The organism is Bradyrhizobium sp. 87, from assembly GCF_023073015.1.
Classification (GTDB): Bacteria; Pseudomonadota; Alphaproteobacteria; order Rhizobiales; family Xanthobacteraceae; genus Bradyrhizobium; species Bradyrhizobium canariense_D.
Genome location: NZ_JADPIQ010000090.1, coordinates 620768 through 645528 on the forward strand (window position 1 = coordinate 620768; position 24761 = coordinate 645528).

Annotated in this window: 23 protein-coding genes; 11 read left to right on the plus strand and 12 right to left on the minus strand. The window is 61.0% G+C overall.

Features of this window, described 5'->3' with window-relative positions; all coding sequences use genetic code 11:
• Positions 1–215 precede the first annotated feature (215 nt).
• On the plus strand, positions 216–1319 hold the full coding sequence (locus tag IVB50_RS25765) for a DNA topoisomerase IB (protein ID WP_018459403.1): 1104 nt from the start codon (positions 216–218) through the stop codon (positions 1317–1319).
• 38 nt (positions 1320–1357) lie between these two features.
• On the plus strand, positions 1358–1495 hold the full coding sequence (locus IVB50_RS25770) for a hypothetical protein (protein WP_018459404.1): 138 nt from the start codon (positions 1358–1360) through the stop codon (positions 1493–1495).
• A 169-nt stretch (positions 1496–1664) separates the two neighbouring features.
• Here the strand turns inward: IVB50_RS25770 and IVB50_RS25775 are convergent, their stop codons facing one another.
• The 5 genes from IVB50_RS25775 to IVB50_RS25795 are packed head-to-tail and all read right to left on the minus strand — an operon-like array spanning position 1665 to position 6607.
• The gene (locus tag IVB50_RS25775; protein ID WP_085385585.1) at positions 1665–2504 is read right to left on the minus strand and encodes an endonuclease/exonuclease/phosphatase family protein; all 840 of its coding nucleotides are present in this window, start codon (positions 2502–2504) and stop codon (positions 1665–1667) included.
• Positions 2504–3313 carry a carbohydrate ABC transporter permease gene (locus tag IVB50_RS25780; protein ID WP_026233799.1) on the minus strand — a complete coding sequence of 270 codons (810 nt, stop codon included), beginning with the start codon at positions 3311–3313 and terminating at the stop codon, positions 2504–2506. Before IVB50_RS25780 ends, IVB50_RS25775 begins: the two co-directional genes overlap by 1 nt.
• Entirely contained in the window at positions 3310–4230 is a 921-nt protein-coding gene (locus IVB50_RS25785) for a sugar ABC transporter permease (RefSeq protein ID WP_018459407.1), read from the minus strand. The genes IVB50_RS25780 and IVB50_RS25785 overlap by 4 nt, the downstream gene beginning before the upstream one ends.
• Before the next feature lie 45 nt (positions 4231–4275).
• The gene (locus tag IVB50_RS25790) at positions 4276–5529 is read right to left on the minus strand and encodes an ABC transporter substrate-binding protein (protein ID WP_247297689.1); all 1254 of its coding nucleotides are present in this window, start codon (positions 5527–5529) and stop codon (positions 4276–4278) included.
• A gap of 58 nt (positions 5530–5587) precedes the next feature.
• Positions 5588–6607, minus strand: coding sequence for an ABC transporter ATP-binding protein (locus tag IVB50_RS25795; RefSeq protein WP_018459409.1), 1020 nt, complete (start codon positions 6605–6607; stop codon positions 5588–5590).
• A 232-nt stretch (positions 6608–6839) separates the two neighbouring features.
• Between IVB50_RS25795 and IVB50_RS25800 the strand changes: the two genes are divergently transcribed.
• The gene (locus IVB50_RS25800) at positions 6840–7643 is read left to right on the plus strand and encodes a DeoR/GlpR family DNA-binding transcription regulator (RefSeq protein ID WP_018459410.1); all 804 of its coding nucleotides are present in this window, start codon (positions 6840–6842) and stop codon (positions 7641–7643) included.
• 188 nt (positions 7644–7831) lie between these two features.
• On the opposite strand, the gene IVB50_RS25805 is transcribed toward IVB50_RS25800, so the two are convergent.
• The gene (locus IVB50_RS25805; RefSeq protein ID WP_018459411.1) at positions 7832–8857 is read right to left on the minus strand and encodes an aldo/keto reductase; all 1026 of its coding nucleotides are present in this window, start codon (positions 8855–8857) and stop codon (positions 7832–7834) included.
• 199 nt (positions 8858–9056) lie between these two features.
• Here IVB50_RS25805 and IVB50_RS25810 point away from each other — a divergent pair, with 199 nt between their 5' ends.
• Positions 9057–9956 (plus strand): SMP-30/gluconolactonase/LRE family protein, encoded by a 900-nt coding sequence (locus IVB50_RS25810; RefSeq protein WP_018459412.1) that lies wholly within the window; start codon positions 9057–9059, stop codon positions 9954–9956.
• A 244-nt stretch (positions 9957–10200) separates the two neighbouring features.
• Here IVB50_RS25810 and IVB50_RS25815 read toward each other — a convergent pair whose 3' ends face one another.
• The 4 genes from IVB50_RS25815 to IVB50_RS25830 form a co-directional block, all read right to left on the minus strand.
• Positions 10201–11160 (minus strand): ABC transporter permease, encoded by a 960-nt coding sequence (locus IVB50_RS25815; RefSeq protein WP_018459505.1) that lies wholly within the window; start codon positions 11158–11160, stop codon positions 10201–10203.
• Complete coding sequence (locus tag IVB50_RS25820; protein ID WP_018459504.1) at positions 11157–12269, minus strand: ABC transporter permease; 1113 nt, start codon at positions 12267–12269, stop codon at positions 11157–11159. The genes IVB50_RS25815 and IVB50_RS25820 overlap by 4 nt, the downstream gene beginning before the upstream one ends.
• A complete protein-coding gene (locus IVB50_RS25825) occupies positions 12262–13803 on the minus strand; it encodes a sugar ABC transporter ATP-binding protein (RefSeq protein WP_018459503.1) in 1542 nt (513 codons plus the stop codon). Before IVB50_RS25825 ends, IVB50_RS25820 begins: the two co-directional genes overlap by 8 nt.
• Positions 13804–13869: 66 nt before the next feature.
• Entirely contained in the window at positions 13870–15000 is a 1131-nt protein-coding gene (locus IVB50_RS25830; protein WP_085395836.1) for a sugar ABC transporter substrate-binding protein, read from the minus strand.
• A gap of 688 nt (positions 15001–15688) precedes the next feature.
• Between IVB50_RS25830 and IVB50_RS25835 the strand changes: the two genes are divergently transcribed.
• The 7 genes from IVB50_RS25835 (at position 15689) to IVB50_RS25865 (ending at position 22995) form a co-directional block, all read left to right on the plus strand.
• Positions 15689–16690, plus strand: a complete 1002-nt coding sequence (locus IVB50_RS25835) for an autoinducer 2 ABC transporter substrate-binding protein (RefSeq protein ID WP_007608730.1) — start codon at positions 15689–15691, stop codon at positions 16688–16690.
• 102 nt (positions 16691–16792) lie between these two features.
• The gene (locus IVB50_RS25840) at positions 16793–18277 is read left to right on the plus strand and encodes a sugar ABC transporter ATP-binding protein (RefSeq protein ID WP_026233826.1); all 1485 of its coding nucleotides are present in this window, start codon (positions 16793–16795) and stop codon (positions 18275–18277) included.
• The gene (locus IVB50_RS25845) at positions 18270–19274 is read left to right on the plus strand and encodes an ABC transporter permease (RefSeq protein ID WP_247297657.1); all 1005 of its coding nucleotides are present in this window, start codon (positions 18270–18272) and stop codon (positions 19272–19274) included. The genes IVB50_RS25840 and IVB50_RS25845 overlap by 8 nt, the downstream gene beginning before the upstream one ends.
• Positions 19271–20278: an ABC transporter permease gene (locus IVB50_RS25850; RefSeq protein ID WP_018459498.1), complete on the plus strand. Its 1008-nt coding sequence runs from the start codon at positions 19271–19273 to the stop codon at positions 20276–20278. Before IVB50_RS25845 ends, IVB50_RS25850 begins: the two co-directional genes overlap by 4 nt.
• Positions 20279–20284: 6 nt before the next feature.
• Positions 20285–21703 carry an FGGY-family carbohydrate kinase gene (locus IVB50_RS25855; RefSeq protein WP_247297659.1) on the plus strand — a complete coding sequence of 473 codons (1419 nt, stop codon included), beginning with the start codon at positions 20285–20287 and terminating at the stop codon, positions 21701–21703.
• Positions 21700–22413 (plus strand): class II aldolase/adducin family protein, encoded by a 714-nt coding sequence (locus IVB50_RS25860; RefSeq protein WP_247297661.1) that lies wholly within the window; start codon positions 21700–21702, stop codon positions 22411–22413. Before IVB50_RS25855 ends, IVB50_RS25860 begins: the two co-directional genes overlap by 4 nt.
• Before the next feature lie 420 nt (positions 22414–22833).
• Entirely contained in the window at positions 22834–22995 is a 162-nt protein-coding gene (locus tag IVB50_RS25865; RefSeq protein ID WP_240544115.1) for a carbohydrate porin, read from the plus strand.
• Positions 22996–23174: 179 nt separating this feature from the next.
• Here the strand turns inward: IVB50_RS25865 and IVB50_RS25870 are convergent, their stop codons facing one another.
• Entirely contained in the window at positions 23175–23315 is a 141-nt protein-coding gene (locus tag IVB50_RS25870; RefSeq protein ID WP_162847221.1) for a hypothetical protein, read from the minus strand.
• 4 nt (positions 23316–23319) lie between these two features.
• Positions 23320–23508, minus strand: coding sequence for a hypothetical protein (locus IVB50_RS25875; protein WP_161495692.1), 189 nt, complete (start codon positions 23506–23508; stop codon positions 23320–23322).
• Between the last annotated feature and the right edge of the window lie 1253 nt (positions 23509–24761).

A 24761-nucleotide genomic window follows, 5' to 3' on the forward strand; every position in this document is an offset into this window, starting at 1 on the left:
TTGTGGCGATTGTCTGAAGCTAGACCATGCCGTCATCGACTGCGCAGCGCCTTGTCGAAAGAACCGGACCGGCTCTCCATCTGAGGTCCCGCTGTTCTGGAGGCCACTGATCCACACCTCGCGTCCACCGACCTCCGAGCGGAACCAACCGGTGTCTTCATCCCTTTAGAATGAGTGGAGCCTCGATCCCAGGGTGCTTCCGAGGGGACCGGCCCATGCTCCGACAAACCAGCAACGAAGAAGAGGTTCTGGACCGCACCGCGGGGGTCGCGGCCACCATCGCGGAAGAAGGCCTCCGGTATGTCAGCGACTCCGCGCCGGGGTACACGCGCAAGCGGACTGGAACCACTTTCAGCTACTACGACAAGGACGGCAAGCGCATCACCGATGCCGCCGTCATCCGACGCATCAAATCAATCGGCATCCCGCCGGCCTACGAATCCGTGTGGATCTGCCCGTCTTCGAACGGCCACATCCAGGCAACCGGGCTCGATGCGCGGGGCCGCAAGCAGTACCGCTACCACGCAAAATGGCGCGAGTTGCGCGACCAGAACAAGTACGAGCACATCATCCAGTTCGCGGCCGCGCTGCCAGCGCTGCGGGAGCGGGTCGCCGCCGACATGAAGCGGGACGGACTGCCCCGCGAGAAGGTGCTGGCCACGATCGCCAGTCTTCTGGAGAAGACGTTGATCCGGGTCGGCAACGCCGAGTATGCCGAGAAAAACAAGTCCTACGGGCTCACCACTATGCGCCGCAAGCACGTCGCGGTCGGGCGCGGCGTCCTTCGGTTCGACTTTACGGGCAAGTCGGGCAAACAGTGGAAGCTTCGCATCGAGGACAAGCGGATAGCCGCGATCGTGAAGCGCTGCGCGGAGATCCCCGGACACGAGCTCTTCAAGTACCTGGACGACGACGGACAGCCCCGCACCGTCGATTCCGGCGACGTCAACGCCTACATCAAGGATATCACGGGCGAGGACTTCAGTGCCAAGGATTTTCGGACTTGGGCGGGAACGGTTCTGGCAGCGTTGGCCCTGACCGAATTCAAGAAGTACGATAGCCAGGCCGAGGCGAAGCGCAACGTCGTCGCCGCCATCGAAAGCGTCTCGAAGCAGCTCGGCAACACACCGGCGATCTGCCGCAAGTGCTACGTGCACCCGGAAGTCCTGAACGCCTACATGTCTGGTGACCTCGTGAAGATGATTGATGCCAAGATCGCGCAGAAGTTCAAGCGCCAGTACGCCAAGCTCACTCCCGACGAGATCGTGGTGCTGGCATTTCTCCGCAAGCGTCTCAATTCTCTGAAGGCGCCCGCCTAGCCTCGCGTACCAGTCTCCGGACGCCCGCGTCCTCCTCGATGCTTGCGCGCACGCCTCGGCAGGTGCCGGAAGCTGTCGAAGGCGAACAGAAGCTGGCCGGCGTGCTTGTTATTGTCGGCTTGCTTGCCGCCTTCGCGCTTTCGGCCAAACGTAAAAGGGCATTGGACGCCTTCTGAATCAATCACGTGTTGGCCCACCTGCCAGAGTGCATAAATTCAGGCGGGGCTTTGGGGTCAGCCGCCGTCGCGTTCATCGTGGCGTGTTTGACCGAGTTCAGACGTATCGCGATGTAGACCGAGGAAGCCCCCCTTGCAACGACAACTTTTTAGTAGCTCCTCTATTCCTCTATTCCGAAACTTCGATTGCAATGGGTTGGTGATCGGATGCATCCGTCGCTTCGTTGACCTCGATGCTGCGAACGTAGCCGGTCAAATCTTCCGTCACGAAAATGAAGTCGCGGCAGTCGGGCCCCTCGGCCCACTGCGCGCGGTCGTAGATTCCGCAAGTCGGCGCACGCGCGCGGCCGGGACGATCGGCGGTCCATGCATCCCGATACGCCAGACCAGGCCGGCCAGATCGGGCAATCAATGCGTGCTGAGGGTCGGCAACGTCAAAATTGAAATCACCACACAGCAGGCTCGACGCCGCGACGGTCTGACTTTCATACGGCTCATCGTGCCGGGAGCCGGCCTGCTTCGGACTCATTGACGCGTCCTCCTGCAAATCCAGCAGGCGAGCGATCTGTGCCTCGCGCTGGCCGGCCGAATGGAACTCGAGATGCGTGTTGACGACGCGGACCACGCCAAACGAGGCCTGAACCGTCACCTCCAGGGCGTGACGGCGCATGCTCCGCACCGCGGCTGCGGCGGGCCATGGCAGCAGATGGTTTGCAATCTGCAGCACCGGCAACCTCGACAGCGTCATGTTACCGAAGCGATGGAGGTTGCCATCAGGATCGACAGTTTCGATCGCGGGCCGGAATATTGCGGAGTAGCCGGGCAAAAGGGCTGCCAGCTGTTCGCTCTGATCCGCTCCATCACCAAATCTCGAGAAGTTCGCGCTCACCTCCTGGAAGCAGAACACGTCCGCATCGAGCGTCTGTCGGGCGACGGCAACGATCCTTGCCAGATCGGTCACGCCGTCGCAGCCCTTTCCGCACTGTATGTTCCAGGTGAGAAGTCTCATTAACGGATGCCTGCACGCATGAATGACTGGACGAACTGACGCTGGAACAGCAGAAACGCGATCAGCAGCGGCGCCATCGTCATCACGGTTGCCGCCGTGATCACTGACCAATCCACGCCGGTCTCAGGCGCGCCGAACACGGCAAGCCCCACGGTGAGCGGCCGCGCTTCCACCGAATTCGTGACGATCAACGGCCACAGGAAATTGTTCCAGTGATAGCTGACGGAGACGAGGCCAAAGGCGACATAGGTCGGGCGAGCCAGCGGGACATAGACCCGCCACAGGATTCCGAGCGGACCCGCTCCCTCGACCCGCGCGGCTTCGACCAACTCCTGGGGCACACCCTTGAAGGTCTGCCGCAGCAGGAAGATGCCGAAGGCGCTCGCGAGATAGGGCAGCGCGATCGCAGGGATCGTATCGAGCAATCCCAACCTTGCGATCGCGCGGTAGTTCTCGACGATCAGGACGTCGGGCATGATCATCAGCTGGAGCAGAACGAGGGCGAAAGCGATGCCGCTGCCCCGGAACCTGAAGCGCGCAAAGGCATAGGCGGCCAGCGTCGACAGGATGAGCTGACCAACCAGGATCAGCGTCACCAGCACCACCGTGTTGAGATAGTACCGAGCGAACGGCGCCTGGTTCCAGGCCCGGGCAAAATTCTCCAGCGTCCAGGGCGCGGACAGGCTGAACGACGTGGCGTAAGCGGCCGGATGCAGCGCGCTCCAAAAGGCATAGGCCAATGGGGCAAGCCAGATCAAAGCCAGGAGCCATGCTGCGACGGCCTCAATGGGGCGTGTCCGGCCTCTCATTGATAGTGGATCCTGCGATCGAGGTAACCGAACTTGATCAGCGCAACCGAGCTCAGCAGCATCAGAAGCACAACCGTCAGCGTTGCCGCGTAAGAGGAATCTTGGAAGGTGAAGGCAACTTCATAAATGTAGTAGAGCAGCAGCGTGCTGGCGTTGTTCGGACCGCCCTTGGTCATGATGACCAGATGGTCCACCAACTTGAAGGAGTTGATGACTGCGTTGATCGTCACGAACAACGTGGTCGGCATCAGCAATGGGAACGTGATCCGGCGGAACGTATACCACCGGCTCGCGCCTTCGATGGACGCGGCCTCTTCGAGGTCCGGCGAGAGCTGCTGCAGCGCCGCCAGGTAGAAAATCATGAAGAAGCCGGCCTCCTTCCAGATCACCATCACGACCAGACAGCCCATCACCGTCGAGGGATCGCCCAGCCAATTCCAGCCGCCGAAACCGAAAAGGCCGCGCAATTGATCCACCAACCCGTAATCCGGCGTGTAGAAGAACAGCCAGATATTGGCGACGGCGATCATCGGCAGCACGGTCGGCGTGAAATAGGCCAGTCGCAGAAAGCCGCGGCCGCGTATGTTGCGATTGACCCAGATCGCCATCACCAGGGCCAGGGCAATCGAGGTCGGGATCGTGCCGAGCGCGAACCAGAAATTATTGACCAGCGCCTTCCAGAAGATCGGATCGGCCGCCATGGACCGATAGCTGTCAAGCCCGACGAAGGCGTCCGTGCCGTTCCGCCGTGTGACGAATAGCGAATGCCGGATCGTCGCCAGAATCGGAAAGTGCGTGAATGCGATCAGCAGGACGGCCGCCGGCAACAGCAGCAGCCAGGCATTCACGGCGTTCCACCACGCCTGCGATCGGACGCGGCGCGGGGCAATCGGCGATGAGGCGATGGAGTCGGACATCTGTGAGCCGGCGGGATGGCGGTGGCGCGCCATCCCGCCACGTCCCTATTTGTAGGCGCGCAAGACGCGGTCGGACTGCTGTTGCGCGGAGGCCAGCGCCTCCTGCGGCTTCTGCGCGCCCGTGATCGCGGCCTGCACGGCATCCCCGATGAACTTGTAGATGCGGCCGTTCTCATGAACGGAGAGCTCCGGCACCGCGTGCTCCAGCTGATCGCGCGCAACTGTGGCCTGCGGGAACGCCTTTGCGTAGGCCTCCATCGTCGGCGTCTTGTAGGCGGCCGGCGACACTGCCACGTAGCCGGTCTTCATGCTCCATTCGGCCGCGCGATCCGGAGCCGTCATCCATTGAATGAACTTGACGGCCGCCTTCTGCTGTTCGGGAGACGCACTCTTGAAGATGTAGAAATTGCCGCCGCCGGTCGGTGATCCGCGCCGCTCTCTGGCCGGCAGCATGGCCACACCGAACTGGAATTTCGCGGCGTCCTTGACCGCCGTCAGATTGCCGGTGGTGTGCCACATCATCGCCGTCTTGCCTTCGAGGAAATCGTTGCGCAGCGTCGCCCAATCGATGCTGCCGGCCGGGGCGACGTTGTGCTTGCGCGACAGGTCGACCCAGTACTCGAGGGCGGCGACCGTCTTCGGAGCGGTCAGATAGACCTCGTTGCCGGGTTCGTTCATCATCTTCTGCCCGTTCTCGATCGCCAGCGCCTGCAGCATCCAGTAGGCATATCCGGTCGAGGGAATTTCGATGCCCCAGCGCGTCGTGTTGCCGCCATCCTTCTTGACCAGCTTCTTCGACATCTCGACCATTTCGTCCCAGGACGCCGGCGCCTTCTCGGGATCAAGGCCCGCCTCCTTGAAGGCGTCCTTGTTCCAGTACAGCACGATGGTCGAACGCTGGAACGGCACGCTCCAGGTCTTGCCGTCGATCTGCCCGTTCGCCATGAACGCCGGATAGAACTCCTTGAACCAGGCCTTGTCGCCGACGAGATCGTCAAACGGCACGATCGCGTTCTCGTCCATCAGCGTGAACACGTCGGTCGACAGCAACACCGACAGTTGCGGCGGCTGCCCGCCCTTCATGGCAGTCATCGCCTTGGTCATCGTATCCGTGTAGTTGCCGGCATAGACCGCCGTCATCTTGATGTCGGGATTGTCCTTCTCGAAGCGCGAGACCATGTCGTCGATGATCTTGGTGACGGGACCGCCGACCGCGACCGGATAGTACATGGTCAGATCCACCGCGGCGGCCGGGCGTGCAGCCATCGAGAGTACGGCAAACGCCGCTGCCATCAACATCGTTCGTCGCGCAAACATGGGACAATCTCCTTCGTTACTGCGTTTGAAACAGCCGCTGCTATCGACCGGATATCGCCCGCTGGCCCTCTGTGACGATGGTCTCCAAGCGAGTTTCCAAACTTGAATCGAACCGATGCTCGAGCCCGGGTTCCCACGCGATCCGGACATCCTCGCCTGGCCGAACCTTGCTGAAACCTTCGAGCCGCACCGAGATGGGCTGACCATCGACCTCGCACAGAACGATGCTGTCGGCCCCAAGATGCTCGATCGCCCTGACGCGCGCAAAACGGTCCCCGCCCGACACGATGCGGATATGCTCCGGCCGGATGCCGATGAGATGATCACCCTGGCGCAACAGGTTCATCGGCGGCGTGCCGATGAACCGCGCCGTGAATGCCGTCGCCGGCCGGTTATATAGCTCCTCTGGTGTGCCATTCTGCTCGATACGACCATCGCGCATCAGCACGACGCGATCCGCCATCGTCATGGCTTCGGTCTGATCGTGGGTCACGTAGACCATCGTCATTCCGAGCCGCTGTTGCAGGGCGCGGATCTCCGTCCGCATCTCATGCCGCAGCTTGGCGTCCAGATTTGAAAGCGGCTCGTCCATGAGGCAGACCCGCGCTTCCGCAATGATGGCTCGTCCCAGTGCAACCCGCTGGCGCTGGCCGCCAGATAGCTGCGACGGCTTGCGTTCAAGCAGATGCGCAAGGCCAACAATCTCGGCCACACGCCGGAGCCGCTCGTCTCGTTCCGCGCGCGACACGCGACGCACACGCAGTCCGAAGACGATGTTCTCGGCTACGCTCAAATGCGGAAACAGCGCATAGGACTGGAAGACCATGGAGATATTCCGCTGCGCCGGGGTCAGATGGGTCACGTCGACGCCGCCGATGGCGATCGTACCGGCATCAGCATCCTCAAGGCCGGCGATCAGCCGCAGCGTGGTCGACTTACCGCAGCCGGACGGTCCCAGCAGCACAAGCAGCGAGCCCTCGTTCGCCGTCAGACTGACGTCATCGACGGCGCGCATCGCGCCCCAGAACTTGGAGACATGACTCAGCGTGATCGCTGACATGGCCTGTTCGCTCTCACCGTGATGCAGCTACGCCGCTGGCGACGGCTCGCTGCAACGGACCAATGCAACGCCGCTCACCGCAGACAGACCGGTCCATGCGCCCTCCCTCGTGCCACGCGCATTCGTCGGCGTAGCCACTACGATATTCATTTGAACATAGCGTAACACCATATGAAACAGAAAATTGCGTCCTTGGAGTTCAAATGATACTTTCGTTGAGAACGGAGGGCCTATGCTCAGGACCGCCACGACCCGTCAGACCTACATACTAGAGATCGTGCGCGAGCAAGGCTTCGCCTCCATCGAGCAGCTCGCGGTGCGTTTCGACGTCACTCAGCAGACCATTCGCCGCCTCGTGAATGCACTCTGCGACCAGGGCCTGCTCCGGCGGGTGCATGGCGGGGTCGGCCTCCCGGTCCAGAACCAGAACCTCGCCTATGGCAGCAGGCACAGGTTGAACGCCAGCGCGAAACGGCGGATCGCGCACGCAACCGCCAACCTCATCCCTGACGGGACGTCACTGATGATCGGACTTGGCACGACGCCCGAATACGTCGCGCAGGCGCTCTCCCGCCGTCGGGATCTGCGGGTGATCACCAACAGCCTGAACGTGGCCGCAGCATTCGCGCACAATCCGGACGTGGAGATCAGCATCGCGGGCGGCACGCTGCGGCAACTCGATCGCGATATCATTGGCGAGTCGGCTGCGCGCTTCTTCGCGGGTTTCCGCGCCGACTTTGGTATATTCGGTGTCGGGGGGATTGATGAGGACGGCACGCTGCTCGATTTCCATGCCGATGAAGTCAAGGCGCGTCAATCCATTGTGGCCAATTCGCGAACGTCCGTGCTAGTGGCCGACATCACCAAGTTCGGTCGCAATGCGACGGTCCGGGGCGGCCATCTCGACGACTGCCACCATCTCGTCATCGATGATCGATTGCCTGGATCGTTTAAGCCAATCGCGGACAGGTATGGCGGTCTGATCCACACGGCCCGCGACGCCCGCGCAGATTTCGAACGCCTTGGCCATACCTAGCGGACAACATAGACTCCCTTGCTCAGATCGATCGCGGACTTCAACGCACGCCGACAATCCGCGCCGCAATCGGCACTGAGCCAGTCCCACGTGCCGCGCACCTACGGGGGCGAGCTCGAGCGGTGGGGAGCTGTTTTCCCGGTGATCCGAGCCCTCGGCTTGAACCAATTCAAGCGTGTTCATCCGGTCTACCTCGGAACAGGCGCTTCCGATTCCAGCAGGGACGCGGCCTTGAGATCGCTCCAGAGCGCGCCCGGCACTGTGGTGGTCAGCGCTGCCACATTGCGCTCGACCTCCTGCGCATTATGCGCCCCGAGAACCACGCTCGCGACCGCGGGATGACCCAGCGCAAAATGTAGAGCGGCCGTCGGCAGCGCTACGTCATGAGCTGCGCAGATACGCTGGATCTCAGCAACCTTCGAAAGGATCTGCGGCGGTGCGTCTTGATAATTGTACTTGGCGCCCTTGATGGCGCCCGTCGCCAGAATCCCCGAATTGAACACGCCGCCAAGCAGCACCGCGATGCCCTGCTTCAGCGCCAGCGGCATGAACTCCTCGAGTGCTGGCTGCTCCAGCAGCGAATAACGCCCGGCGAGCAGCATCACCTCGAAGGACCCGGCCTGCGCAAAGCGCACGCACATCTCCGCCTCGTTGACGCCGATCCCGATGCCCGCGACCACACCTTCGGAACGAAGTTTGTCCAGCGCTACATAGGCCCCGGACATCGCTTCGCGAAACCGATCCTCGATCGCGTCCTTACCGTGGGTCCACACATCGACATCATGGATCAGCAACAGGTCGATCCGGTCGGTGCCAAGCCGCAACAGCGACTGCTCGACCGAGCGCATGGTGCCATCATAGGAATAGTCGACGACGGCTCGGTGCGGCTGTCCACCAATAAATCCGGACCGAGTCTCCGGCTGGTGAAACGGATCCATCCAGCGACCAGTTTTTGTGCAAAGCACCACATCCTTGCGCGGCACGCGCCGGAGCGCCGTTCCGCAGCGATGCTCCGACAGGCCGTTGCCATAGTGCGGCGATGTATCGAGCAGATTGATGCCGAGCTCGAAGGCACGGCTCGCTGCGGCAATTGCAGTGTGGTCGTCGAGCTCGAGAAAGAGATCGCCGAGCGGTGCGGTTCCGAACCCGAGGATGGAAACTTCGAGACCGGTCCGGCCAAGTGTGCGGCGCGGCAAAGCCGATTGCGAAACCATGGTGGATTGCTCTTCCTTCTCCGCGCCTCGATCCGCGCTAGTCTCATTGCAGCGACGCGCAGCGTATGTATTTGCCGTCAGGTGTCAACGCGAGGATTACGGGTCTCGTACAAGACTATTCCGCTCATACATTCGGGTTGCTAAGAAAAGCGGAACCGGCACGCGGGCACTTCACGGCCCGCGGCAACGAGGAGGAACGATGCTCCCCTATGTTACGCACGATGCACGCTTTGCTCGCCTGGTCTTTGGTCACGCCAATCTCGAAAAACTCACCAGCGGCTGCCGCTGGGCCGAAGGACCCGCTTACTTTCCGGCCGGCCGCTATTTGATCTGGTCCGACATTCCGAACAACCGGATGATGCGCTTCGACGAGACGGATTCATCGGTGTCGGTGTTCCGCTCGCCGAGCTTCAACTCGAACGGCAACACGACCGATCGCGAGGGGCGGCTCGTCACTTGCGAGCACTTCATGCGCCGCGTCACCCGGACCGAGCATGACGGCTCCATCACGGTGCTTGCCGAGCAGTTCGAAGGGCGTCGGCTGAACTCGCCCAACGATGTCGTGGTGAAATCGGACGGCTCGATCTGGTTTTCGGATCCGACATACGGCATCGACAGCGATTACGAGGGCCAGCAGACCAAATCCGAGATTGGCGCCTCCCACGTGTATCGGATCGATCCAGCGGGCGTCGAGATCAGCCTCGTCGTCTCTGACCGCGTGCAGCCGAACGGGCTGGCGTTCTCGCCAGACGAGAAGCTGCTTTATGTCGCCGATACCGGCGCGACCCACGTCGACGGGCTGCCCGCGACGATCTGGTCCTACAAGGTCCAGGGAAACAAGGTCGCTGAGCCCTCGCTGTTTTCCACCTGCCCCGACGGCCTCTACGACGGATTTCGCTGCGACATCCATGGCAACGTTTGGACGTCGGCGGGACGGAGCGTGTTCTGCTACGCAGCCGACGGGACACATATCGGCACCATTCCCATCGGCGAGATCGTGGCGAATGTCTGTTTCGGCGGTCCGCAGCGCAACCGTCTCTACATTTGCGGACAGACATCGCTGTATTCGATCTTCCTCAATACGCGCGCGGCCGTGTGAGGGAAAAGGCGGCGCGGGGCGGCGTGCGGCGCCATCCTCAGCCGTTCTGACCGCGCTTTCGCCGGCCGTCGGTGCCCTCGTCACCCTGCAGATCGGATTCAAGTTCCTCGATAGCGCGCGATCCGAACTTGCCGGTCTCTGAGCTCGCGGATACTGTGTCGAGCAAGGCAGTTCGTTTCGCTAAAATTTTGATTTACGATGATTTCCAATTTGTAAAGAAGGCGGGCCACCTTAGGCTGGCCATCTAGCTCGTGACGCGTTCGCCCCGCCCGTAGACGAGCAGCATGAAGATGATAACGAGACCATAGATCACTTGGCGGCCCGCCTCCGGCATCTCCATGATCGACAATACACTGTTCAGGAGCACGATCAGGACGACGCCGATCAGCGTGCCGAGATAGCGGCCGCGGCCGCCGAGGATGTTGGTGCCTCCAATCACGACGGCGGCGATCGAGGGCAGCAGATAGGCGTCTCCCATCCCTTGGTAGGCCTTGGTGGAATAGCCGGCGAGCAGCACGCCCGCGAGCGCGGCAGCAAGGCCGCAGAGGACGAAGCAGACCACCGTGACGCGGCGCGTGTTGACGCCGGCGAGATAGGCCGCCGCCTCCTTGTTGCCGATGGCGTAGATGTAGCGGCCGAGCGACATGCGCTGCAGGATCACGACCACCAGCACGGACACCCCGGCCCAGACGAACAGCGCGTTGGGAATGCCGAGCGTACGATCGCCCGCCAGCATCCGCATCAGGTCGGTCGCCCCGGTCTGAGGTGCGTAGCCGCCAGTATGCGCGACCATCAGGCCGCGCATCACGGCATTCACGCCCAGCGTAAAGATCATCGAGGGGACCCGCAGATACGCGACCCCGACGCCGTTGACGAGCCCGACCAGAACGCCGACCCCGAGCCCGACCGGAATTGCGAGAGGACCGCCGACCGAGGTCGCCATCATGGCCGCGGCCGCGAGCGTCCAGGGCACCGACAGATCAATCTGCGCTATCAGGATCACGATCATCATGCCGGCCGAGACGATCCCGAGGAACGCACCGATCTGCAATTGCTGCAGAAGATAGGCCGGAGACAACAGGGGAGCGCTGCCGAAACGGGCGAATGTGTAAACCGTACCCGCGACGAGAATGACGACGATGAACACCGCCGCAATCAGGATCGGGCGATCGTCGCGCGAGAGGCTGAATGAGGCCGCCGTCATCGAAACAGCTCCAACGTGTTCTTGACGCGCAGCATACCCAACGCGCCGATGCTGACGGCAGCGAGCAGGATCACGCCCTCGAACAGCGGCTGCAGAAGAGGGGCAATGTCGAAGATGCGGAAGAAGAAGGAAATCACGCGCAAGACCATAGCGCCGAAGATCGACCCGATCGCACTGCCGGTTCCGCCAAGCAGCGAAGTGCCGCCGATCACCACGGAGGCGATCGAGTTGAGCGTATAGGCGCCGGCCTGCGGAATGTCCGCATTCCCAGACGAAGTCTGGATAGCAAGGAAGAGACCGCCGCAGCCGGCGAAGAAGCCCGCGAGCGTGAAGGCGGCGATCTTGGCGCGCTCGATCGGAAGGCCGGACATATAAGCTGCGCCCTCGGCCGAGCCGATCGCATAGACGGCGCGGCCGAGAACGGAGCGGCGGAACGGCACCCATACCAGCAGCGGAATGAGAACGAGAAGCACGAAGGGGACCGGGATCCAGGCGAACGGCGCAAACCAGGCAGCCGCGCCATCGTCGAAGATGTGCACGGTCGAGGCGAAATCGCCGAGCGAGTTAGTCAGCGCCCAGTTCAGATCAACATCGATCTTGCCGCCCGGGGTCGGACGCAGGAAAAGCGCGATGCCGATGTAGACCGCGCCGGTCGCAAGCGTCGCGATGATCGGCTGGATGCGCCCATAGACGACGACGCAACCATTGATAAAGCCGGCAGCCGCGCCGATCACAAGGCACACGGCGATCCCGAGCAGAATGCCGCTCACGCCGCCCGGAAAGGTGCCGAGGCCGAGATGCACGCCGAACAGGTCGAGATGCAGCGGCGCACCACCTGCCGCGCCGGTCAGGAGGTAGCTTGCAAAGCAGCCGACCATGGTCATGACCGCTCCGACGGAGAGATCAAGGCCCGACATTAAGACCGGCACTGTCTGCGCCATCGCCAGCATGGCGAGCGCAAAGATTTCGTCGCCATTCTGCACCAGCACGGCGGAGGAGAAGCCGCGGGGATGCGCGGCGTTGTAGAAAATGTAGAGAGCACAGAACAACAGGATGGCGGTGACCAGACCAATGTTCTGGCGGATCCTGATCGCGAGATCGTCAAGCATGCGCCGCCCTCGCTGCGGTATCGGTGTCGACATTCAGGGAGCTTGCGACAATGTTGGTCTCGGTGAGGTCGTCGCCCTCGAGCTCGCGCACGATGCGGCCGTCATACATGATGACGACGCGGTCGCAGCAGCCGATCAGCTCGTCATAGTCGGTTGAGTAGAACAGGATTGCGGCGCCCTGGTCGGCGAGTTCGCGCATCAGCCGGTAGAGCTCCTGCTTGGTGCCTACGTCGATTCCGCGCGTGGGATCGTTGAGCAGGATGATGCGCGGATCGGTCATCAGCCATTTGGCGAGCACGACCTTCTGCTGGTTTCCGCCCGACAGCGTCGAGACCGCATCACTCGCGGCGTCCAACTTGATCTGCAGCCTCGCGATGGCTCGCTGGATCGCGGTGCGTTCCTTCCCGGTATCGATGAATGGGCCAGTCGAAAGCGCGTCGAGCGATGCGATCGCAAGATTGTCTGCGATCGACATCGGCAGCATCAGTCCTTCGGTCTTGCGGTCCTCAGGCACGAGTGCGATGCCGACCGATTTTGCCGCCGCCGGGGAGCCGGGACGTACCTCGCGATCTGCCACCGTGAGGCGACCAGTAACACCGCGCAAAACACCGAACAGCGCAAGCAACAGGGATTTCTGGCCCTGCCCGTCGAGACCGCCGAGCCCGACGATCTCGCCGGCGCCGATGCTCAGTGAAATGCGATCGAGCTGCCTCTCCCAGCACAGGTTCTCGAGCGCCAGCACCGGCTTCGCGGCATTTCGCGCCGGCTTGGGCGGATACTGGGCCGCGATGTCACGCCCAATCATGAGCTGGATGATATCGGCGGTCGAACGCCTCCCCTTGTCGAAGGTCTCGATATGGCGGCCGTTGCGAAACACCGAGGCCCGGTCGGCGAGCGCCTCGACCTCGTGCATGCGGTGCGAGATGTACAGGATTGCGACGCCCTCGGCCTTGAGCCGCGCCAGCATCGCATAAACCTTCTCCACATCGGCGCTCGTCAGTGCCGATGTCGCCTCGTCGAGGATCAGCAACTGCGGCCGCTTGCCGAGCGCCTTCGCGATCTCGACCACCTGGCGCCTCGATAGGGGCAGATCGCGCACGCGCCTCAGGGGGTTGACGTCCTCACAGCCGATCTCGGACAAAAGCTCTTCGGCGCGGCGGCGCTGCGCCTTCGCATCGATCAGGCCGAACCGCCGCGGCGGGGATGCAATGGAGATGTTGTCCGCGACCGAGAGGTCGGGCATCAGCGATAGTTCCTGAAAGATGCAGACGACACCGGCCGCATTCGCCGCCGACGGCGTGGCGAAGCTGACCTCGCTCCCCGCGAGGCGCATGCGACCGCTGTCGGGCTGCACCACACCGGCAATGATCTTGATCAGGGTCGACTTGCCGGCGCCGTTCTCGCCCAGCACGGCATGAATCTTGCCGCGTTCGCAGGCGAAGTCGACGCCTTCAAGCGCGCGAACGCCGGCATAGCGCTTGGAGATGCCGGCAAGCTCCAGGAAGGCGGATTGCGTCGGATCGGCAGCCGGCATGGCCGGGCCTTCACGCAACGACGGCCCGGCGAATGCCGGGCCGTGACAGAGACATCGCTGGAGCCGTCACTGGGTGTTCTTCTCGCTCTGCGACATGATCTCCGGTGCAGTGAAGTTCACGCCGCACGGTGTGAACTGGTTCGGCGCAAAGAAGTTGGCATTGAGCTCGGGCCAGTAATTCGTGCCCGGCTTGAGATCCTTGTAGGTCGCCACTGGAATCGGGATCGAGATCAGCTGCGGCATAATGTTGCCCTGCAGCGCCGAGATCGCCGCCTTGGTCGCGATCGCCACCAGCGCCGGCGACTGGCCGTAGGACATTCCCTTTAGTCCGTCCTTGGCGTGATCGGCAATCTGTTTGCGGTACTCGTTTTCGCCCTCGCCCGACATCGGCACAAAGGGATGCTTGGCAGACATCAGTGCCTGCACGGTGCCGTCGGATCCGCCTTGGGTGAATACTCCGTCGAAATGACCATGCACAGCTAACGCATCTGCAGTCACCTTCTGCGAGGTGCCGGTGTCCCAATTACCAACCACCTCGGTGATTTTGAAGCTGTTGCCGGGCGATTCTATTACCTCGCGGAAACCGAGATGACGGTCGCGGTCAACGGAGTTTCCCGGGAGGCCACGGACTTCGAGGATGTCGCCGGATTTCTTGCCGCTCTCGTCGATCAGCCATTTGGCCGACATGCGGCCCATTTCCTTCTGGTCCTCGTTGACCATCATCACCTTGTCGGTGTCGAGGACGTTGTCGAACGGCACCACCACGACGTTGTTCTTGTCGGCAAGACGGATGATGCGATCAAAACCGTCGGGAGCTACCGCAATGGTAACGATTGCGTCGAAGCCTTGGTTGATGAAATCCTCCATCGCGCCAAGTTGCGCCGCGACATCGGTCCCGGTGGAAACAACCTTGAACTCCTTGATGTTCTCCTTGATACCCGGCTGATCGGCGAAAGCCTTGGCAGTCTTCACCATCTGGATGCGCCAGGTGTTGCCGACAAAACCGTTGACCAGCGCGATTCTGTAGGGGCCCGCCTTCTTGGGCCACTGAAAGAATTTGGTCTCGGACGACCACGGCTTGAAGCAGGCGGGGTCGGCGCCGGGACCGGAGACGACCTTTGGACCTGCCAGAGCACTCACCGATGACAACAGCAAGCCGGCGCAAGCCAGCCCCGCCAGACGAAGCGTCCACACCATGTCGTGTCTCCCTGAGCGTTTGTGTTCCACCCTAACGCGGCGCGTAGCCATGCCGGGAATTGACCTTCCCATGCGCGTGTCGGGCTAGGATGGCACGCAGCTTGCGATGCTGACAAGCCGAGGGCGGACGCTCCGGCGCGAGACACGATCTGAACGCACGGCCAAACCGACGGCAATTGTGGAAGCAGAAAACGTAACAATGACAGTCGGATGTTCGTGGGCGGCAAGGGATTGTGCAACGGCGAAGCTGGCGATGGCCGAGCTTTCATGGTGGCATCCACGCGCGTGACGAAAAAAATGACACTCAGGGAAAAGTGTGAATCGCTACGCGAAGCCGAACGAAGCCCGCTTGCTGAAGCCGGGTTTTGAAAACCAGAGGCTGGGACTACTTGCTTTCGTCCGGCGGCCTGGCGCTCCTCCGCTAAGATAATGGCTGTAGCAACGCCGATCGCTCGCAGCTCCTCACTCAGCAGCTCGACGGCGAGATCAGGTATCGCACCGCGACGGTGGCTGGCGAACATGTCACTTGCTTGACACGTTCTGAAGCGCCGGTCTCTAATGTCCTTCAAGGTCCTGCGGTTGGACAGGCAACACTTTCTGCCCCCAAGCAAGAACAGGCTCGACTGCCCCACCCAGCGACTGTCAGGTCAAGGGTGCGGAATCCAAGATCGTTTCCTGGGAGGGAACAATGGACAGACGCCAGACGCTCAAGCTGATCGGTGGTACGGCCGCGTTGGCCGGTGCCGGTTTTCCGGGCTTTGCCTTTGCGCAAGCCCAAAAGGAAATGGTCACGGTCGTGAAGATCGCGGGAATTCCGTGGTTCAACGCACTTGAAAAGGGAATCCAGAAGGGTGCGAAGGATTTCAGCATTAATGCCACTATGGTTGGCCCGGCGAACGTCGATCCGGCACAGCAAGTAAAGCTGCTTGAGGATCTGATTGCCAAGAAGGTCAACGTGATCGGCTTGGTGCCGCTTGATGTAAAAGTCTGCGAGCCCGTACTGAAGCGCGCCCAGGCCGCCGGAATCAAGGTCATCACGCATGAGGGTCCGGAACAGGAAGGCCGTGACTGGAATGTGGAATTGATCGACTCCGTTCGGTTCGGCGAGGTGCAGATGGAACGTCTCGCCAAGGACATGGGCGGCGAAGGTGATTATGTGGTTTATGTCGGGACTCTTACGACGCCACTTCACAACAAATGGGCCGATGCCGCGATTGCCTACCAGCAGAAAAATTTTCCAAAAATGAAGCTAGTCGCCGACCGCTTCCCTGGCGCCGACGAGATCGACACCAGCCAGCGCACGACGCTTGACGTGATCAAGGCCTATCCCAACCTGCGTGGTATTCTCGGCTTCGGTTCGAACGGACCAATCGGGGCCGGAAATGCTGTGCGTCAGCAACGTCTTGGCAAGAAGATCGCCGTTGTCGGCACCGTGCTGCCAAGCCAGGCGAAGTCGCTTATCGCGGATGATACGATCCGCGAGGGTTTTCTGTGGAATCCCACCGATGCGGGTTACGCGATGGTCGCGGTGGCCAAACTCGTGCTCGATGGCAAGCCGATCACGGATGGCGTCGATGTACCCGGCCTTGGCAAGGCAGCCGTCGACGTTGCAGGAAAGCAGATCAAGGTGGACAAGATCATGCGCATCAACAAGGAAACCATCGACGGTCTGATCGCCGGAGGGCTCTAGGCCGGACCGGTTTAGTCGCCTCGTCGCGCTGCATTCCCGGCCCTTCCGGTCGGGAATGCGGGACCACTCGAGTGATCGCACGACTCCATTGCAGGCGAACCTTTGGTGACTTTCCTGGAAATGTCCGGCATATCGAAGCGCTTCGGCGGCGTGCACGCGCTCCGCGACGTCGATCTCACTCTGGAAGTCGGCGAGGTGCATTGCCTGGTCGGTGAAAACGGCTCCGGCAAGTCCACCCTGATCAAGATCATTTCGGGCGTCGAGGCAGCGGAGCCTGGCGGCCGTATCGCAATTTCCGGCAAGGAATATCCTAAACTGAACCCGGTCTACTCCACGCATTGCGGCATTCAGGTCATCTACCAGGATCTTTCGCTATTCCCCAACCTCACCGTCGCTGAGAATATCGCGATGGCGCACCATCTTGGCGGCCTCCATTCGGTGAACTGGGCCTCAATGCGCGCCACCGCGAAGGCCACAATGGCAAAGATCGGCGTTGCGTTCGACCCGGACGCGAAAGTGTCAGAGCTCAGCATTGCCGGACGCCAGCTGGTCGCGATCTGCCGCGCCTTGGCTGCGGATGCCAAACTCCTGATTATGGATGAGCCGACGGCATCGTTGACCCGCCACGAGGTGAACGCCCTGATCGCGCTCGTAAGCGAGCTGAAGCGTGCCGGCATCTGCGTCGTTTTCGTCAGCCACCGTCTCGATGAGGTGCTTGAAATCGCCCAGCGCGTAACGGTGCTGCGGGATGGCGCCAAAGTCGGTACTTTTGCCGCAGACACAATCGATGGGCGGAAACTCAGCCAGCTGATGACTGGCAAGTCCTTCGAGTATCAGATACAGGCGCCTGAGCTTGCCGCTGGCCCGGTTGTGCTGGAAGTTAAGGGCTTGGGCCGCGAGGGCGAGTATGAGGATGTAAGCTTGCAGTTGCGCGCGGGCGAAGTAGTGGGTCTCACCGGTCTGCTCGGCTCAGGGCGAACCGAATTGGCGCTATCCCTGTTCGGCATGAAGCCGCCCGATCGCGGCACTATCGCACTTGACGGGCGGCCCATCGCCCTCCGTACAAATGCAGAGGCGATCGATCGAGGGATCGCCTACGTATCCGAAGATAGGCTTACGCTTGGTCTCATCCTGAATCAGTCCGTCACGGCGAACGTCACGCTTACGGTGCTGGATCGTCTGGCTGGCGCGTTCGGCCTGATTGCCGCACGCGCGCGACAGACCCATGTCGCTCGGTGGGTTGCTGAACTCGGGATCAAGGTCTCCAATCCCGCCAACCCGGTGAAGACGCTCTCCGGGGGCAACCAGCAGCGGGTCGTGCTCGCCAAATGGATGGCGACCAATCCGCGGGTGCTTATCCTCGATAGCCCCACGGTGGGCGTCGACATCAGCGCCAAGGACGGCATTTACGAAATCATCCGGCGGTTGGCCCGCGACGGCGTCGCGGTCTTGATGATATCGGACGAAATCCCCGAGGTCCTTTATCATAGTCATCGCGTCTTGGTGATGCGGGAAGGTCGTTTGACAACCGACGTGCCTGCCGCAGCCACTTCCGAAGATGCGCTTCGGCAGGCCGTCAATGCCTGAATCGCACATGGCATCATTCGGCAGGTTTCGTCGCAGCCATGAGTTCTGGCTGCTGATAGTCATCCTTGGGCTCTGCGCCAGCTTGGGCTTCGCGAACGCCCAATTCCTGACCATGCAGAATCTGTTTGATCTGCTGACCTCCTATGCATTTGTCGGCATCCTAGCGCTCGGGCTGCTGGTCGTCCTGATCGCCGGCGGAATCGACATCTCATTCACCGCGACCGCGTCGGTGGCGCAATATGTCACACTTTCGCTTGCCAATGCTTACGGGGCGAACTGGATCGGCGTCTTCGCCATCGCGATTGGAATTGGCGGTGCGCTCGGTGCCCTCAACGCGATTTTCATCCAGAAACTTCGAATACCATCGATCATCGTTTCGGTCGCGACGCTGAACATCTTCTATGGGCTTCTGATCTTCTTCACCGGCGGCAAATACATCTATTCGTTGCCCGACTGGTTTGCGACCGGAATATTCTGGTTCGAGTTCGAATGGGGCAAGGATAGCTCGTACGGTGTCAATCTGCAGATCCTCGCGCTCGTGCTGGCATTTCTCGTCACCTGGCTCCTGCTTAACCGAACCAATATCGGCCGGCAAATCTATGCCATGGGAGGCAATACCGACGCCGCACAGCGGCTCGGCTTCCACAGTTTCGGCCTCAATATACTGGTCTATTGCTACATGGGTGTCATGGCCGGAATCGCCTCCCTGATTCAGGCACAACTCGCGCAGTCCGTTGCCCCGACGGTGCTGGTGGGCAAGGAACTCGATGTGGTCGCTGCCGTCGTGCTCGGCGGCGCCAGCCTGATGGGCGGCGTCGGCACGGTCTTCGGCACGTTTTTGGGCCTGACACTGCTCGCGGTACTCCAAAATGGAATCATTTTGCTGGGCGTTTCGTCCTACTGGTCGCCGTTCTTCGTCGGCTTGGTTATTCTCATTTCGGTCTCTGCGACCGCCTGGTCGCAGCGCGAGCGGCGAACCCGGAGCGCGCCCCGATGAGCAACGCCCCTGCCCTCTCGCTTCGCCGGCGCATGGTCGGTCTCGCCAGCAGCGGCACAGTCGCCACCCTCATCCTGCTGTTGTTCGCACTCTGGGTCGTGTTCGCGATCACGATCGGCGATCGGTTCTTCTCGGTCAACACGCTGCAATCCATGGCTTTCCAGATGCCCGAACTTGGCATCCTCTCACTGGCGATGATGCTGGCCCTGCTATCTGGTGGACTCAACCTTTCCATCATCGCAACCGCCAATCTGTCCGGACTGACCATCGCCTTCCTGCTGACGCGCTACATCCCGGGGAGCCAGGGCCTTGCCTGGGTCGGCATTCAGGTCTTTGCGATCGCTGCAGGATTTGCAGTGGCTGCATTGGTCGGCCTGCTCAATGGTTTTGTCATCGCCTATCTCGGCGTTTCGCCGATCCTGGCCACGCTCGGCACGATGACGCTCTGCAAGGGTCTCGCGATCGGCCTGTCGCGCGGTAACGTCATCTCCGGATTCCCGGAGCCGATTGTGTTTATCGGCAACGGAACGGTTTTCGGGGTACCCTTTGCTCTGATCGTACTTGCGTTCTGCGCCTTGCCCGTCGCGCTCATGCTGAACGCGACGCCGTTCGGTGCAAAGGTTTACATGATCGGCTCGAACGAGAAGGCGACCCGTTACTCAGGCGTCAATACCCGCGCCGTCCTCCTCAAACTCTATGTATTTTCCAGCTTGCTCGCGGGCGTGGCGGCGGTCGTCATGTTGGCACGTTTCAATTCGGCCAACGCGGCATACGGCGAGAGCTATCTGCTGGTCACCATTCTCGCGGCCGTGCTCGGCGGCATCGATCCGTTTGGCGGCTTCGGCAAAGTCGGCGGGCTATTGCTTGCGTTGATCATCCTTCAGGTGATCTCCTCGGCATTCAACCTTCTGAACCTCAGCCAATTCCTCACGCTAGCGATCTGGGGTGGAATCTTGATTGCCGTCGCGGCGGTTCCTCATGTCGCCGGCAAAGCGCCGCGGTAGCCGGCGATGATGCGCTCGATCGTCTCGAACCCTATTGCAGTTCTCGACATCGGCAAGACCAATCTCAAACTGGTCGTGGCGAGCGACGACGGCTGGCCGCTCGAAACACACGGGCTTCCAAATGTGCCTATGACTCAGGGCTCGTACCTCGCCTATGACCTTGCCGGGTTAGAAGACTGGTTTCTCGATACCCTTGCCGACGTGTCTCAACGCCATGCCATTGGCGCCGTGATCGTGGCTGCGCATGGATGCGGCGCGGTTCTCGTCGACGGTGATACGCCAGTGCTGCCGATGATGGACTATGATGCCGTCTCTCCGCCCGCAATCGATGAAGCATATGCCCGGATCGCGCCTGGTTACGATGAGGTGTTTTGCGGAATCGGAGGGGCGATGCGGCTCGGAAAACAGCTGCTTTGGCAGGAAAGCGCGTATCCCGTCGAATTCGCTCGCGCAAAAGCCTATCTGACCACCGCGCAGTTTTTCGCCCTGCGGCTTGGTGGACGTGCGGCCAGCGAAATCTCGCAGCTCGCGGCTCAGAGCCATATCTGGGACCTCATCCACCGTCAGCCTTCTTCTCTTATGCGTAAGCGCGGTTGGAGCCATCTGTTGCCCGAATGCGTACCCGCCGGTGAGGTGCTAGGGACGGTTTCGGAATCTGTAACCAGGCGCACTGGCCTGGCGCAATCGACCGAGATCCTCTGCGGCGTGCATGATTCCAACGCCAACCTGTTTCGCTACAAGGCCGCCGGCATGGCCGATGCCTCGATCCTATCGACCGGTACTTGGATGATCGGCTTTCAGCGCGGCCTCCCCCTGGACAAACTCGATTGCGCGCGCGCGATGGTTCTCAATATCGATGTCGATGGGGAGAATGCACCTTCGACGTTGATCGCGGCCGGCCGCGAATACGACCTCATCCGCGGGGAACATTTTGCTTCTGATGCAGCCGTCCTTGCCGCATTGCCCACCCTGCTGTCGAGAGGAACCCTGGCGCTCCCCTCATTCGTCGGCGATGATGGATTGTTTCCGGGCGCTGCTCGCCGCGGACGAGTCATCGGGCCGCCCCCCGAAACGCCTGCCGAATGGCAGGCATTGGCGGTGCTCTACGCAGCGTTCAGCGCAAACCGCTGCCTTGATGCGCTCGAGAGCTCAAAACGCATAGTCATCGATGGTGGCTTTGCCGCAAACCTGCCCTTCGCCCGTTGTCTTGCGACTTTGCGATCCTCGCAGAGTGTCTGGGTGAGTCGATCTCCCGACGGAACGGCGCTTGGTGCTGCGCTGCTGTGGCGGCGATTCTCGCGTACGCTGCCGGTTTCAAGCGTGATCCTTGAAGCCGTCACATCACTCAGCAACGATAGGTTCGAACCGCGCGACCTTTCCACCGCTTACCAGTCCTGGATCGCTTTCTCGGAGCCCGCTTCATGACAGACCGTAATCATGCCGATCTCCGCCAAGGCATTGTCGATACCTGCAGGGAGATGAATCGAAACGGTCTCAATCAGGGCACATCCGGCAATCTTTCGCACCGGATTCCAAACGGCATGCTAATCACGCCTACCAGTCTGCCCTATGATCGGATGGAGCCAGAGGACATTGTCGCGATGGATTTTGCCGCGAACTACCAGGGCAACCATCGGCCTTCATCCGAATGGCGCTTTCATCGCGATATTCTGCGAGCACGCGAAGACGTCAACGTCGTGCTGCATACGCATTCCACCTTCAGCACGATTCTCGCCGTTCACGAACGTGATATTCCCTGCTTCCACTATATGGTCGCAGTTGCGGGTGGCAACGATGTCCGGTGTACGCCATATGCTTGTTTCGGCACGCAGGCACTATCGGACTACGCCCTCAAGGCCCTCGAAGATCGCGACGCTTGCCTCCTTGGCCATCATGGCTTGATCGTGACGGCCCAGACCTTTGAAAAGGCGCTTTGGCTCGCCTTGGAGGTGGAGACGCTGGCGAAGATGTATGTCCATGCGTTGGCTATCGGCGAGCCGCCGCGCCTCAGCGACGCTGAAATGGCGCAGGTACATGAGCAGATGAAACGCATGGGATACGGCCAGGCGCCTGACCTTGACGATGTCGGCGATGTTCCGCGCGCCTTACTGGACTCGAAACGGACGGCACATTGATGGTGGATTTCACGGACAGCTGCCACCGAGTTCGGTCAGCACCGGCCCACGCGAATGTTGCAACAGTCGCAAAGGTGTCAACGGACGTTGGCTAGGGTGCTTTCAAGGTGAGAGTGGCGGAAGAGTGAGGCCGCCCACCACCGATTCTACACGCAAGCAAGAGCAACGGGCTTTGGACTCAAAACACAGCAGGCCACCTGGATCTCCGGAGAGAGCAATGGCGATGAGCGAAAGAGGTTACCGTAAATCATAAACCAGCGTCTACGTTTGAAGAAACATTAGCAGCTTTGAGCAGCTTTCGCGAGAACTGTAGTCGCACGACTCCACCGTCCTCAAGAAATATGAGGCAGCGACGACCGCGCATCGACATATTCGGCAGAGTTTCCGGCGCCCCTGCCGACCGCAATCTGATCGACCTTTATGCCGACGCCGGCTTGGAGTTCATCGGGCTCAGCGACAAAACGTCCCGATGACAAGCTTGGGATCGCGTTTGGTTATGCGCATATCTCGAAACGCGCCCAGCAGCTCGACAGCGATTACCGAACTTTCGTGGCATCCACTGACTACAACGCGCGTTCGTAATCCGGAAACTACGCGGGGCATGTCCTGGCCGCTAAGATCGCCCCGTGTTTTTTCTGTGAGGGGTCCATGTCGGGCGGAGCGGCCCATTCTATGTCGCCGAAGGCCTTTCTCGCAGCCGGACTCGTTTTCCGGTAAGGCTGAACGAGATCACTTTTTCTGGCGCTAGTTTTCTTGCTGGTCTACTTCAAGGCCATGAACTCGCTGCTCGACCTGTCACGCTTGGTCCAGGTCGTCGCGCCGCCCATCCTGGTCTTGGTCTGCGACCGCTTCTTCACCGCGCCTTTGCGCGCGTTGTCGCCGACCGGTTTGTCGGCAGCCACGGAGTCATCCTCCTATGTTGGTGTGGTGATTGATCACTGGAATGATGGTAACTTGCCGGCTGGCCTCGTCCTCAATGGCGATGCGGCGCGGGTCGTGCACGCGGGGGGCAGATGCAATCTCGCTGGCGGTGGTCCTGGCTTTGGCCAGGGCATCTTCATCGTCACGGCAGTCCAATCCCGATGGATCCTTCAATGCCGTCCCGTCCGGCCGCCAACCCAGCACGCTTCAGCTTGACGAGCTGCTGAAACCTCTGCTGGCGGCGTGGAATGAGCAGCGCTCCACGCTGCGTAGTCCGAAATAACCGACCCGCAAACGGATCCGCTGTCTTAAGCGTGACGAACGCTCGGGCCTTCGTTTTCTATTGCGCGCAATGAAGGCTCACTAGCTCGCGTTAGCAACGGGTCACAAGCCGCCGACCTGGCCCCTGGCTGCAAACTTCCGGTCTGCCCTTGTGAACCGACATGCAGCGACACCGCGTAAGGAAGCGATGGGCCAAAAGCTGGCCTCGCGCCAATTGCTCAATTTCTCCGAATTGGTCGAATGAATCTTTAGCGAGGCGAGGCTAATTGCGAGAATGGTAGTCAACCCGGGAACGAACGATGAGATGGCTCAGGTGGCAGTTCGCGCGCAGTGACGTCTTCGTCGTCCTCTTTGCCGTTGTTCTGATATGTGTCTGTGCTGTCTTTCTTGTTCGATATCCGTCCGTTCATCAGGCGTCTGGCTTCGGCCCAGATTGGGATTGCAAGAGCGTCCCCAACAGTGAGCCAGTTTGCATCAAGAAAACTAGCCATTAGCTTGACGACTGCTGTGGGTCACCGCAATCACCCCGAAGCAACTCATGGCTAAAAGGAGGACATTCCCGGCGATGTCGAGCACAACGTTTATCCCGTGCTGTGGCATGGAGTGGGTCCCCAGCACGTCGTAAAGACGAACGCTCGAAGCTTTTGCAATGGGTCAAAATGCGAAGAACTCAAGTTGAACAACCTGGTCTGCTGTGGCGCGATGAGCGGACCTCCTCCGAACGAGGCGCAACTTGATGGGCCACAAGGGGATGCAGTCTACTCCCCTCAGGTGCGCGGACCCGGCGCTCCAGGTCATCAGCAGGCAGGGTGGCTATGTTGAGCAGCCTGTGTCGGAGATTTAGTTCGCACTCAGCGACGAGTGGGCGATGTTCCGTGGCTAAGTGACGACTTTGAAAGATGGTTTCGACGGCTCGATCGAGCCGGCGGCGTGTCTCGGCGCTGAATTCTTCGGCCATTTTGCGCTCCTAACATGCAGGCGGGAGCGCGGAATTGTCTCTCAGCCACCGACGCCTACGGTTAGACCCTCGGCCGGCGATGCGTATCGTAAGCGCTTAGCCGCAACCCTATTGAGGCTGGCTTGACGTTTTGCGGAATCGCCACGGCATGAGGTCTTCGATGCGGCTATGGGGATGGCCGTCGATG